General features: G+C 63.9%; 12 protein-coding genes, 1 tRNA gene and 1 pseudogene. 5 read left to right on the top strand and 9 right to left on the bottom strand.

What is annotated here, in order from left to right; all coding sequences use genetic code 11:
- Position 1 precedes the first annotated feature (1 nt).
- Positions 2-2011 (top strand): ArnT family glycosyltransferase, encoded by a 2010-nt coding sequence (locus tag ACIPY2_RS11420; RefSeq protein WP_400266495.1) that lies wholly within the window; start codon positions 2-4, stop codon positions 2009-2011.
- Positions 2012-2053: 42 nt separating this feature from the next.
- Positions 2054-2809 carry a MerR family transcriptional regulator gene (locus tag ACIPY2_RS11415; protein ID WP_400266494.1) on the top strand — a complete coding sequence of 252 codons (756 nt, stop codon included), beginning with the start codon at positions 2054-2056 and terminating at the stop codon, positions 2807-2809.
- Positions 2810-3032: 223 nt separating this feature from the next.
- Here ACIPY2_RS11415 and ACIPY2_RS11410 read toward each other — a convergent pair whose 3' ends face one another.
- The 4 genes and pseudogenes from ACIPY2_RS11410 to upp all read right to left on the bottom strand — a co-directional run bounded on the left by ACIPY2_RS11410 (position 3033) and on the right by upp (position 6281).
- Positions 3033-4424: a pyridoxal phosphate-dependent decarboxylase family protein gene (locus tag ACIPY2_RS11410; RefSeq protein ID WP_400266493.1), complete on the bottom strand. Its 1392-nt coding sequence runs from the start codon at positions 4422-4424 to the stop codon at positions 3033-3035.
- 47 nt (positions 4425-4471) lie between these two features.
- Positions 4472-5161, bottom strand: coding sequence for an HAD-IA family hydrolase (locus tag ACIPY2_RS11405; protein ID WP_400266492.1), 690 nt, complete (start codon positions 5159-5161; stop codon positions 4472-4474).
- 45 nt (positions 5162-5206) lie between these two features.
- Positions 5207-5585 (bottom strand): annotated as a pseudogene (locus ACIPY2_RS11400) (glyoxalase superfamily protein).
- A gap of 60 nt (positions 5586-5645) precedes the next feature.
- On the bottom strand, positions 5646-6281 hold the full coding sequence (upp, locus tag ACIPY2_RS11395; RefSeq protein ID WP_347109724.1) for a uracil phosphoribosyltransferase: 636 nt from the start codon (positions 6279-6281) through the stop codon (positions 5646-5648).
- 22 nt (positions 6282-6303) lie between these two features.
- Here upp and ACIPY2_RS11390 point away from each other — a divergent pair, with 22 nt between their 5' ends.
- Both ACIPY2_RS11390 and ACIPY2_RS11385 read left to right on the top strand, forming a co-directional pair.
- A complete protein-coding gene (locus ACIPY2_RS11390) occupies positions 6304-6840 on the top strand; it encodes a nucleoside deaminase (RefSeq protein ID WP_400266491.1) in 537 nt (178 codons plus the stop codon).
- A 30-nt stretch (positions 6841-6870) separates the two neighbouring features.
- A complete protein-coding gene (locus tag ACIPY2_RS11385) occupies positions 6871-7257 on the top strand; it encodes a VOC family protein (RefSeq protein WP_400266490.1) in 387 nt (128 codons plus the stop codon).
- Here the strand turns inward: ACIPY2_RS11385 and ACIPY2_RS11380 are convergent.
- The 3 genes from ACIPY2_RS11380 to ACIPY2_RS11370 are packed head-to-tail and all read right to left on the bottom strand — an operon-like array spanning position 7236 to position 9674.
- A complete protein-coding gene (locus ACIPY2_RS11380; protein ID WP_400266489.1) occupies positions 7236-8258 on the bottom strand; it encodes a glycosyltransferase in 1023 nt (340 codons plus the stop codon). The two genes, ACIPY2_RS11385 and ACIPY2_RS11380, sit on opposite strands and share 22 nt — an antisense overlap.
- Complete coding sequence (locus tag ACIPY2_RS11375) at positions 8259-8657, bottom strand: 6-pyruvoyl trahydropterin synthase family protein (RefSeq protein ID WP_400266488.1); 399 nt, start codon at positions 8655-8657, stop codon at positions 8259-8261.
- A 3-nt stretch (positions 8658-8660) separates the two neighbouring features.
- The gene (locus tag ACIPY2_RS11370) at positions 8661-9674 is read right to left on the bottom strand and encodes a zinc-binding alcohol dehydrogenase (protein WP_400266487.1); all 1014 of its coding nucleotides are present in this window, start codon (positions 9672-9674) and stop codon (positions 8661-8663) included.
- A gap of 115 nt (positions 9675-9789) precedes the next feature.
- Between ACIPY2_RS11370 and ACIPY2_RS11365 the strand changes: the two genes are divergently transcribed.
- Positions 9790-9879, top strand: a tRNA-Ser gene (locus ACIPY2_RS11365).
- A gap of 467 nt (positions 9880-10346) precedes the next feature.
- Here the strand turns inward: ACIPY2_RS11365 and metK are convergent.
- Positions 10347-11597 carry a methionine adenosyltransferase gene (gene metK, locus ACIPY2_RS11360; protein WP_400266593.1) on the bottom strand — a complete coding sequence of 417 codons (1251 nt, stop codon included), beginning with the start codon at positions 11595-11597 and terminating at the stop codon, positions 10347-10349.
- A 27-nt stretch (positions 11598-11624) separates the two neighbouring features.
- Positions 11625-12035 carry an SRPBCC family protein gene (locus tag ACIPY2_RS11355; protein ID WP_400266486.1) on the bottom strand — a complete coding sequence of 137 codons (411 nt, stop codon included), beginning with the start codon at positions 12033-12035 and terminating at the stop codon, positions 11625-11627.
- Positions 12036-12040 lie beyond the last annotated feature (5 nt).

The raw sequence follows: 12040 nt of genomic DNA, 5'->3' as shown, positions 1-12040 counted from the left end.
CATGACCACGTTCTTCAAACCGCTGACTGACGCCGGGGGCCGGACGGGCCCGGTCCGTGCTCCTGCCGGACCCCGGGGCAACTCCACGGACAGGGTCAAGACCAAAGGCCCCCTCCGGCACCGCCTCGAACTGGGTGCTGTCCTTTTGGGAACCGCAGTCCTGTACATCTGGGGTCTTGGTTCCTCCGGCTGGGCCAACGCCTTCTACTCCGCCGCTGCCCAGGCCGGCTCGCAGGACTGGACCGCGTGGTTCTTCGGGTCTTCCGACGCCGCCAACTCCATCACCGTGGACAAACCTCCCGCGGCCCTCTGGATCACGGGGCTGTCCGTCCGGATGTTCGGGTTGAGCTCCTGGAGCATTCTGGTGCCGGAAGCGTTGATGGGCGTGGCGACCGCCTTGATCATGTACCTGGCCATCCGCCGGGCAGCGCTCCCCGCCACAGGCAACCTCCGCCTGGCCCACCGTGCAGGCCTCCTGGCGGCAGCGGTCCTGGCGCTCACACCCGTAGCCACGCTCATGTTCCGCTTCAACAACCCGGATGCCCTGCTGGTACTGCTCATGACGGCCGCCGGCTACGCCGTGGTCCGCTCCATCCAGGACGGGAAACTGCGGTGGCTCGTGCTCGCAGGGGTGTTCCTTGGTTTCGGTTTCCTGGCCAAGCAACTGCAGGTGCTCCTGGTGCTGCCCGGCTTCGCGCTCGCCTATTTCGTCTCGGCCCACCCCACACCCCGCAAACGCGTCCTGCACCTCCTGGCCGCAGCGGGCGCGATGGTGGCGTCGGCTGGTTGGTGGATCGCCGCCGTCGAACTTGTCCCAGCGAACCTTCGGCCCTACATCGGTGGCTCGCAGAACAACTCGATCCTGGAACTGACGTTTGGCTACAACGGCTTGGGCCGCCTCAACGGCGACGAGACCGGCAGCGTGGGCGGTGGCGGCAACGGCTGGGGCACTCCCGGTTTGCTGCGCATGTTCGGCACGGAGTTCGGCGGGCAGATCGCCTGGCTCATTCCGAGCGCGCTCATTCTTGGCGGCGCCCTCTTGTGGCTGGGCCGCCGCGCGCCACGAACCGATGTGGTCCGGGCTTCGGTCATCGTGTGGGGTTCGTGGCTGCTGGTAACTGGCCTGGTGTTCAGCTACATGCAGGGCATCATCCACCCGTACTACGCCGTGGCACTGGCTCCTGGTATTGCCGGGCTGGTTGGCCTGGGCGGCGTGCTGTTGTGGCAGCGGCGCTCGCAGCTCCCCGTCGCTTTGCTGCTTGGGGCTTCACTGGTGGCGGCGGGGTTTACGGCCTTCGCCCTCCTGGGCCAGGTTCCGACATTCCTTCCGTGGCTGCGTTGGGTGGTGGTTCTTGGAACAGTGGTCCTTGCCGCCGTCGTCGTCCTGACCGGCCGCTGGCGCCGGGCCTGGATGACGCGTACGACGGCGGGCCTCGCCGTCGCTGTTGCGCTCGCCGCACCGCTGGCCTACTCGGTGGCGACCGCCGCCGTGCCGCACACGGGGGCGATCGTGAGTGCAGGTCCGGCCACTGCTGCAGGGTTCGGGCCCGGGTTCGGCCGCAACGCTGCGCCTCAAGGGCTACGAAGGCCAACCACACAACAGGGTTTTGGCGGCGGCGGCTTTGCCGGCGGTGGCGGACAGGGCGGCGCCATGGGTGGCCTGCTCGGTGCCACCACGCCGTCGTCCGAACTGGTGAGCGCCCTCAAAGGCGACGCCGGAAACTACACGTGGGCGGCCGCCGTCGTGGGTTCCAACAACGCGGCCGGCTACCAACTGGCCACCGGGCTTCCGGTTATGGCGGTTGGCGGGTTCAACGGTACGGACCCCTCGCCTACCCTGGCGCAGTTCCAGCAGCTCGTGGCGGACGGCAAGATCCACTACTTCATCGGTGGCCGCCTTATGCAAGGTGACAGCGGTTCGGATGCTTCCAGTGAAATCGCTGCCTGGGTTGCCGCGAACTTCCAGGCGCAGACCATCGGCGGAGCCACGGTGTATGAGCTCCGGGGCTAGGGGCTTGCACCTGACGTTACGTCAGGAATTAGCGTGGTTCCCATGACGGGAACACCAGGGAATGATCCACGGAGCATTGGTGAACTGGCCACAGCCTGTGGCGTCAGTGTCCGCACTCTCCACCACTACGACCAGATCGGGCTGCTATCCGCGAGTGAACGGACAGCAGCCGGGCACCGGCGTTATGGCGGGGAAGATGTTCGGCGGCTCTACCGGATCAAGGCGCTGCAGATGCTGGGCCTGCCGTTGGCATCCATCGGGGCCGCCTTGGAACATTCCGAGGACGATCCCGCGTCCATCCGGAACGTGTTGCAGGAGCAGTTGGCCCACATACGGAGGCATGCCGAGCACGTCCAGGCCCTCCAAAACCGCCTGAGCGATCTCCTCATGCAGATTGATGGACCCGCCATGCCTACATCCGAACAATTTCTGACCACCTTGGAGATGATCGCAGTGCTCGACAACCACTTCACCCCGGAACAACAGCGGCAACTTGCCGAAAAGCGCGAAAAACTCGGCGCCGGGAAGATCGAAGCCGCAAAGGCAAAGTTCGCCGAACTTGTGGAGGAAGGCCTGGGATATGCCCAGGCAAATACCGCAGTTTCAAACCCGGCAGTTCAGGAATGGGTCCGTTCATGGGATGTCATCGGCTCGATGTTCCACTCCGGCGAAGACACCAAAGCTGCAGCCCGGGCCGCGTGGCAGGAGAACGGCCAGTCGATCAGCGCGAGTCTGCCATGGAGCGCGGAACAAATGGCTGGGCTTATGGGCTACCTGGCAAAGGCCCGGGCACAGTAGGGAGCTGTCCGCAGCAACTCAAGACAGACAGGGAAGGGAATGCACCTATCCCCGCCTGAGAAGGATCCGCTGGATGGGTTGGCGAGTTCGTTCTGTTTGGAACCAAAGTCGTGGAACGGGACATCATTGGAATGCAGAGTTAGTCATTTTGGGACTTCCTATTCGAGGAGAATGAGAGCTTGCCGAGCCACTCTAGGCGGCAATGAAACGCCAATGCCAGCCGCTACTCCTCAGGCTCCGCCTCGACTGCACGTCGGACGGCCTCAACGGAAGCCGCCACATCGTCGTCGTCCGTTGACCAATTGCTGACAGAGATCCGGAGGATGTCCCTTCCCCGCCAAGACGAACCCGACATCCACACAGCCCCCTCGGCCATGAGCCGCTGCGTCACCCGGCGGGTGCGGTCGTCACTGCCGAAGCTCACCGATACCTGGGTGAAAACCACATCGTTCAAGACCTCGACGCCGGGGATCGCCGCGAGCCCCTCGGCCAGCGCACGGGCGTTCGCGGCGAGCCCCTCCACCATGGCAATGACTCCGTCGCGGCCCAGTTGTCGCAGGGCAGCCCACACGGGAATGCCCCGCGCACGGCGGGACATCTCGGGCACCTTCTCCAAAGGGTCGCCGAGGCTCTTGTCCGTAGCTATCAGGTAGCTTGTGTGCACGCTGAAGGCCCGCCGCAACGACTCAGGCCGGGAAACGATCGCCAGGCCGCAGTCGTAGGGAACATTGAGGGTTTTGTGGGCGTCGGTTGCCCAGGAGTCAGCCAACTCAACACCGGCCAAACGCTCCCGCAGCACCGGACTCACGTTGGCCCACAAACCGAAGGCGCCATCAATGTGAACCCAGGCACCACGGTCGTGGGCCACGTTGATGGCTTCGGTCATAGGATCGAAGGCACCGGAATGGAGATTCCCCGCCTGCAGGCACACCAAGGACGGACCGGGCTGCTGGTCCATGGCATCCGCCAAGGCGTCAGGCAGGATCCGGCCTTCCTTGTCTGCGTGGACGGGCACACAACCGCCAAGGCCCAGATAGCGGAGCGCAAGGTCCACGGCGGCATGCCGTTCCCTCCCGGCAAACGTTGTGATCCGGGGAGCGCCTGAGAGCCCCAGCCCTTCCAGGTCCCAGCCGGCTTCGTCCATCAGGTATTGGCGTCCGGCTGCCAGCCCCACAAAGTTGGCGGTTGTGGCGCCCGTGGTGAAGCCGACGTCGGCGGCGGCAGGGAGGTATAGCAGGTCCAGCAGCCAAGCAGCCGCAGACTCCTCAATGGCGGCGGCAGCGGGTGTGGCGAAGCGAAGCCCGGTGTTCTGGTCCCACGCCGAGACCAACCAGTCCGCGGCCATGGCGGCAGGCAGAGTGCCGCCCATGACCCAGCCGAAGAACCGCCCGGACTGGATGGCCATCAGGCCCGGCTCTGCCAGCGCGGCCAACTCGTCCACCACGGCTGCAGGATCAGCCGGTTCGTTGGGAAGGCGCGGCAGGAGGCTTGAGGCGACCCGGTCGGCGTCGTACTCGGGACGGACTGGACGTGTGGGCACCGACGCAAGCCATTCGGTGGCGTGCGCCATGGCACGCTCCAAAGCAGCACCGTATGCCTCCGGCAACGCAGACATGGGCACAGCCTACGCCCGGTTCAGCGGTTGGAACAGGAGGGACAGGGCTACAGCGTAAGGGTGATGAGGTGACCGCCGTGGTCGTCCTTGACGGCCTTGACCATCACCGCGGAATAATTCGGAATCCGCCACATGCCCGGCTCCAATTCCCCGCCTGCATCTCCCACCACAACCGTCCGCATCCCGGCTGCGCGGGCTGCGGCAATGCCTGCTGGCGCGTCTTCGAAAACCACGACGTCGGCGGGCTCCGCACCCAGCAGCGCGGCGGCCTTGAGGTATCCCTCCGGGTGCGGCTTGCCATGAGTGACCGCCTCGGCAGTGACCGTCGTGGTGGGCATGGGCAGTCCGGCTGCCTTCATGCGGATGTTTGAGAGGATCCGGTCGGCGGAAGTGACCAGCGCGATCGCGTCGTCGGGAAGTGCTTTCAGGAGGGTTTCGGCGCCGGGAAGGGCGATGATGCCGTCCGTCCGGTTGCGCTCCATCTCGCCGAGTTCTGCGGTGAGGGCGACGACGTCGGCCCCCTCCGGTGCATAGCGGCGCACCGTGTCACCTGCCTGGACGCCGTGGGAAGTCCGCAGGATTTCGTTGTAGTCCAGCCCGTAGCGGTCTGCGAATTCCAGCCAGACCTGCTCCACGATGGCGGTTGAGTCCACCAGTGTGCCGTCCATGTCGAAGAGGACTGCGCGGACGGTAAGTGTTTGTTGTGACTGCGTTGGCTGCGCGGCAGGATGACTCATACGTCCATCCTGCCGCACAGAGGGCCTGCGCTGCTTGGCTTCGGGTCAGCCGTTCGGTCGTTGGGGCAAGTACTGGACCGCCCACCTGTTGCCGTCCGGATCGGCGAAGTACACAAAGTGGCCCCAGTCCTGGATGTCGATATCGCTGACGTCAACGCCATTCGCCTTGAGCTGGTCGTGGGCCTTGTTGATATCGGCAACCACCACCTGCAGGTTAGGTGCCGAACCCGGAGGGGCGTCAATCAGGCCTTCCCCGATGGCAATGGAGCAAAGCCGAGCCCGGTGGAGTGAGCTGCACAAAGCGGATGCCGTCGGTAGGACGCTCATCGAAGTCGGCGTTGAAACCGACCTTGTTGACGTAGAAGTCCTTCGCTCGATCCACGTCGGACACAGGGACAAACACCAGTTCAAGTTTCCAGTCCATGCGCCACAGGCTAACGGGGCGTGGTTGAAAGCGGTAGGGGTGTTTGAGTTACCCCTGGCTTTAGCCGGCGATGCCGTACAAGCGGTCGCCCGCGTCCCCCAGGCCGGGCACGATGTACGACTTATCGTTGAGCTTCTCGTCAATGGATGCCAGCACGATCTTCACGTTTTTGTCCGCGAGTTCTTCCTCGAGCTTGGACAAGCCCTCGGGAGCTGCGAGCAGGCAAATGCAGGTGACGTCCGAGGCGCCGCGCTTGAACAGGAACTTGATGGCCTCGCGCAGCGTGCCGCCGGTGGCGAGCATCGGGTCAAGGACGAACACCTGGCGGCCCGTGAGGTCCTCGGGGAGGCGCTCGGCGTAGGTGATGATGTCCAGGGTTTCCTCGTCCCGGGCCATGCCCAGGAAGCCGACCTCGGCGGTGGGAACCAGCTTGGTCATGCCCTCGAGCATGCCAAGGCCCGCCCGGAGGATGGGCACCACCAGGGGCGTGGGCTTGGTGAAAGCCGTGCCGATGGTCTTGGTGACCGGTGTCTCGATTTCCACGGGTTGGGTCTTGACCTCGCGGGTGGCCTCGTAGGCCAGCAGGGTAACGAGTTCTTCAGTGAGCTGCCGGAAGACCGGTGAAGGGGTGTTCTTATCCCGCAGTACGGTGAGCTTGTGAGCGACCAGCGGGTGGTCCACGACGAGTGTGCGCATCCCCCAAAACTATCATTGAGACATGAGCCCTACCGAGCCGTATCACGCAGAACACAGCGCTTGGATGGGCCTCGCCCTGGATGAAGCCCGGCTGGCGTTGGAAACCGACGACGTGCCGATCGGCGCCGTCGTATTGGGGCCCGACGGCGGCGTGTTGGGTTCCGGACGCAACGAACGGGAAGCGCACGGCGACCCAACGGCGCACGCCGAGATCGTTGCCATCCGCCAGGCTGCCGCGGCTCTGCAACGGCACGCGCTTGAGCTGGGCGAGGGCGGAGATGGGTGGCGGCTGGAAGACTGCACGCTGGTTGTCACCCTGGAGCCGTGCGCCATGTGTGCCGGAGCGATCGTCCTGGCCCGGATCCCGCGCGTCGTTTTTGGAGCGTGGGACGAGAAAGCCGGAGCCGTGGGATCCGTTTTCGACATCCTCCGCGAGCGCCGCCTCAACCACTGGGTGGAGGTCTATGCAGGCGTTCGCGAGGACGAATGCGCTGCGCTGTTGAAGGAGTTTTTCGCGGCGCATCGCGTACCGGCGGCGGAGCCTCGCTCCCCCGCCTGAGTTGTTTGCCACATCCTTTGGGAGCCAGCCATGGCCGTCAGTTTCAACCACACCATCGTCTACGCCACGGACAAGCAAAAGTCCGCCGAGTTCCTCGCCCGTATCTTTGGGCTGCCCAAACCGCAGCCCATGTGGTCCTTTGTCACGGTTGCGCTGGAAAACGGGGTGACGTTGGACTTCCTCGAGGCGAACGGGAAGGTAGCCCCGCAGCACTACGCCTTCCTGGTCACCGAGGAGGAGTTCGACCAGATCTTCCTGCGCGTCACGGCCGAACACATCGATTACTGGGCCGACCCTGGACGAACGCGTGCGCAGACGATCAACCACAACGACGGCGGCCGGGGTATCTATTTCTGCGATCCGGACGGGCATTTCCTGGAAGCCATCACGCGGCCTTACGGTTCGGGTGGGGCATAGCGTCCGGCGGCCTGGTTCAGTACTTTCAACACCGTCGTGGCCGTGGCGTCCCAGCCCGGGAGGTGGTTGCGGGCCCGCATCGCGGCGCTGCGCCACTGCGTTCTGAGCGACGGGTCGGTCAGCCAAGCCCTAAGTGCGCTGGCCAGGTCGGCCGGTCCCGCGATATCCAGAGCCAGCCCCGCGCCACTGCCGCCCAGCGCTTCCACGGCTCCGGTTCCGTTTCGCACAATAGCGGGTACCCCATGCGCGAGCGACTCCACCACCACCATGCCGAAAGACTCTGACTCCGAGATGAGGATGCTCAGGTCCGCGGTCAGCCACTGCCGTTCAAGAGCTGGTCCGCTGAGCTCACCGGTGACGGTAATGCGGCCTTGCAGTCCGTGATCTTCGACGGCGGCCCGCACCTGCGCGGCGTACGCCTGGTCTGCATCGGGCGAACCGACGAAGGCCGCACTCCATGGCAGGTCGCTGAGTTGGCTCAGGGCGTCCACGAGCACGGTGTGCTGCTTGTTGGGCAGCAGTGCAGCAACTGCAACGATGCGCGGAGGATCTGAACCGACGGCTATGTCCGCAGGCTCAGCCCCCGGCCGGGCCACCACGATGTTTAATTGGCCATGTTTGCCCTGCAATTCCGCCGCGGCATGGCTGCTCGGGCAGATCACGCCAGTCGCAGCAGCCAACGCTTTTCCCTCCAGCGCTGAATGATCCGCAAGAGCCATGTGCGAGAGGATCCACACGTTCGTCCCGGATGCCACGGCAGCGGCCACCTCATCCGGCGCCCCGGAGGCCACCAAGCCGTCGGCAATCACGGTTGCACCGCCGTCGAGCGCTTCCGCGAACCGTTTCCTGTCCGCGGCGCTGCCCACCGGCCAGTCGCCGTCGACCGTTACTGCCTGGACGATGGCGCCCAAGGCGGCCAGGTGCTTGGCCAGCGCGGCGTTGTACTTGTTGCCGCCCGAGCCGTGGCGGACGTTGCCCGGGACGATGAAGCGGATGTCCACCTACTTGGCCGGAAGCTCCAGCGAGTAGCCTGCCCAGGCGTCGGGGTTTTCGCGAAGAACGACGTCGATACCGGCAAGTGCCCTGCCGTCGGGCGTCTGTGTGATCTGCACGGCAACGGCTTGCGCGATGTGCTCGGCCAGCGCTTCGGTGGTGGAGAGCTTGCCCTTGAATGCCGGGTGCTCGTCCAGGTTCTTGTAATTCAGGTCGGCCAGGACATCCTCGAGAATGCCGCCGGCTGCACCGATGTCAAGGACTATGGCGTCATCGTTCAGCCGCCTGCGCCGGAAGGAAACCTCGGCAACGAACGTGGCCCCATGGAGGCCTTGCGCAGGGCCAAACGCTTCACGGGGAAGGCTGTGGGCAATCATGAAGTGGCGTCGGACGGTCAGGCTGAACATGTCTTACTCCTCCGGCTTGGGATAGGCGACCACGTGGCAAAAACCACCCGGCTTTTCGAACAACTTAACAAGGCTGCCGGGCAGGTTCCGGAACTGGCACTCGCTGGTAAGGAAGGTATCGAACATGGGATCGCTGAGGGCGGCCGCCGCCGTTTCCAGGCGCTGCGCGTTGGTCCGCCGGTGCCTTCTGGGGAGGGCGACGGCGCCCACCTGACTGGAGCGGATGTTCAGCCGACGGGCGTGGAAGTCCTCCCCCAGCGGCAGGGTAACTTCCTTGTCAGCAAACCAGGACAGCTCGATCACGTCCGAGTCGTCACCCGCCAGCTGCAGGCTGAGTTTGAGGCCTTCGTTCGACGCGGAGCAGTGGAAGACGACGTCGCAATCTTCTTGGGCATTTTCCGGCAGGGCAAAGTCGATGCCGAGTTTCTCGGCAAGCTCCTGCTTGTCCGGGTCCGCGTCAACCAGTTCCAAACGGCCCAGCGGATACTTCCGCAGGAGCGTCGCCAGGACGCCGCCCACCAGGCCACCACCGACGACGGCGACCCGGTCACCCAGGCGCGGCCCGGCTTCCCAGAGTGCATTGACGGCCACCTCTACGATGCCTGTCAATACTGCTCGCCGGGCCGGGACGTCCTCCGGGATCGGCGTGAGCTGGCTGACGGGAAGCACGTAGTAATCCTGGTGCGGGTGCAGGCTGAAGACGGTCTTACCCAGCCACTCTTTTGGCCCCCGTTCCACGACGCCGACGTTGAGGTACCCGTACTTCACCGGGCCGGGGAATTCACCCTCTTGATGCGGTGCATGCATGAGATCGGCCACCCGTTGGGGGACCCGACCCTGGTGGACCACCCGTTCCGTGCCGCGGCTGACGCCGGAGTAGAGGGTCCTGACCAGGGCCTCGTTTTCCTCCAGGCCGGGCAATGCTTCGGGTCGCAGCTCGCCATGGCCCGACTCGGTGACCCAATAGGCCTCGGCTTTGACGGGCTGGTGGATGCCCTGCTCTTGAGAGATCGTCATGATACTTATGAATCTATCCTCGAGGCGCTCCGGACGGAAGTTGGCGCGTGTCCTGCGGCACTCTTGCCGCCCCGTTTTGGGGAACCACGCCCATCTCCGGTACCCTATTTCAGTTGGTGACGTGTCCGAGCGGCCGAAGGTGCAACACTCGAAATGTTGTTTGGTGTAAAAGCCAACGTGGGTTCAAATCCCACCGTCACCGCCACATAGAAAGGCCCCGGTTCCCCTTATTTATGAGGGAATCGGGGCCTTTTGTTTTGCTCAGATGTTGCAGCCTGATGCACGGGCAGTCGAATACGGGTACCAACTGACCGGGCCGGGCCCCATCTGCGGAGCGCAAAGAATGTTCCACGTCCGTGGGCCGACGATACCGTCAGCCTGCAGGACCGAGCAGCGCTTGCTAGCCTGGCGGCGGCGATGCTTCTTTTAGCCGCATGGACGCCTCCTCAAGTCACATAGAAGTACACTTGCAAACTCCAAGAGTCCTTTGGCCCGCGGCCAGGCCTATACAGATTCCACACTTCGGGTTCACGGGACTGTTGGAAGGGGCCCAGGCGTGTCTCCTAAATCTCGGGCAAACCATTCCTGAGAGATGAGCTCCCGAACGGGTCGGCGCCGACGCAGCGGTGCATCGGCGCCGGCAACAGGCAGGTTGCATTGCGCCCTCCGAGCTCAGATGAGCACGCCGGGGACCACCAACTTATCGTGCAGGTCGGCAGAACGCGCGCCGACGGCGTCTCTCAAAGCCCCTACCTTGTTCAGTTGCTCCCAAGGGAAACCCGGAATGTGGCGGCCGAAATGGCCGTAGACCGACGTCTTAGCGTAGATCGGTCTCCGCAGGTCAAGCGTCTCGATGATCGCCGCCGGTCGGAGATCAAACGTCGATTCAATGGCACGGACGATATCCGCATCACTCACTGCTCCGGTCCCGAATGTCTCGATGTAAAGGCCGACAGGACGAGCCTTGCCGATCGCGTAAGCAGCCTGCACTTCAAGTCTCTCGGCCAGTCCCGCCGCGACAGCATTCTTAGCAACCCATCGCAGCGCATAGGCAGCTGATCGATCGACCTTCGATGGGTCCTTTCCGGAGAACGCTCCGCCGCCGTGACGCGACGCACCCCCATAGGTGTCAACAATGATCTTGCGACCAGTGAGGCCAGCGTCTCCCTGCGGACCACCGACCTCGAATGTGCCGGTCGGATTCACGAGCAGGCACGCCCCGCGCCATTCGAGACCTACTTCGCCAAGCACCGGAGCAACAACATCGTGCTTGATGTCGGCAGCCAGTCGATCATGACTGATCCCACGAGCATGTTGCGCCGAAATGAGGACCGTGTCAACGAAGGCCGGCACGCCGTCCTCGTAGCCGATAGTGACCTGCGTCTTTCCGTCGGGACGGAGGTACTCGAGGGTGCCATCATGGCGGACACTTGCCAACCGCTCGGCAAGCCGGTGGGCGAGCCAAATGGGCAATGGCATCAGTTGCTCGGTCTCCCGGGCCGCGTACCCGAACATGATCCCTTGGTCGCCCGCGCCCTGAAGATCGAATGGATCCTTACTGCCGCCCGAACGACTCTCGTGCGATCTATCGACGCCTGCCGCGATGTCGGGCGATTGCTGCCCGATTGAGACGGAAATTCCGCAAGAAGCGCCGTCGAAACCCATCTCCGAGGAGGTATAGCCTGCGTCCAGAATCGTCTGCCGCACGATCTGCGGGATATCGACATACGCACTGGTAGTCACTTCACCCGCCACGTGGACCAAGCCCGTGGTGACCATTGTTTCCACTGCCACACGGCTCATTGGATCCTGCTTGAGCATTTCGTCAAGGATTCGATCAGAGATCTGGTCACACAACTTGTCAGGGTGCCCCTCGGTCACGGACTCTGATGTTACGAGCCGAACTTTGCCTGGGCCCCGCATCGTCGATGTACCCCCCAAGTCCATTGGCTACGCCTCTGCAAGCGCGACAAGCCGAGCGAGTGTTGACTCGAAATCTCCGGCAATGCGAGGGCCAATTACTACCTCGTCGTCGGCGCTGCCGTCGACGACCACGCCGTGAACGATCTTGGTACCACCGCCGGGAAGCGCCTCCAGAGAGTGCGTCAGACGTACCACGATTGGACCGAAGCGAGATTCATCGGCGAAGGATTGATTCGGAACGCAATCCACGATCGTGAACTCGCGCGGAGGGCGCCCTGTCGGAGTGATCTTCCCCTTGGTTCCGACTTCAAATGGGCCGTCTAGGGACACGCTCTCGATTCCGGTCTCCCACGCAAGCCGGTTCTGAGTGTTGGTATAGATTGCCCAAACCTGCTCAGGGGATGCCATTGTCGTTGCTTCTTGCTCTGAATTCCACATAACGT

The sequence above is a fragment of the Paenarthrobacter sp. NPDC089675 genome, from assembly GCF_044749185.1.
GTDB lineage: Bacteria > Actinomycetota > Actinomycetes > Actinomycetales > Micrococcaceae > Arthrobacter.
The sequence above is the reverse complement of the archived record's forward strand: the minus strand, read 5'-3'. Positions and strand labels throughout refer to the sequence as shown.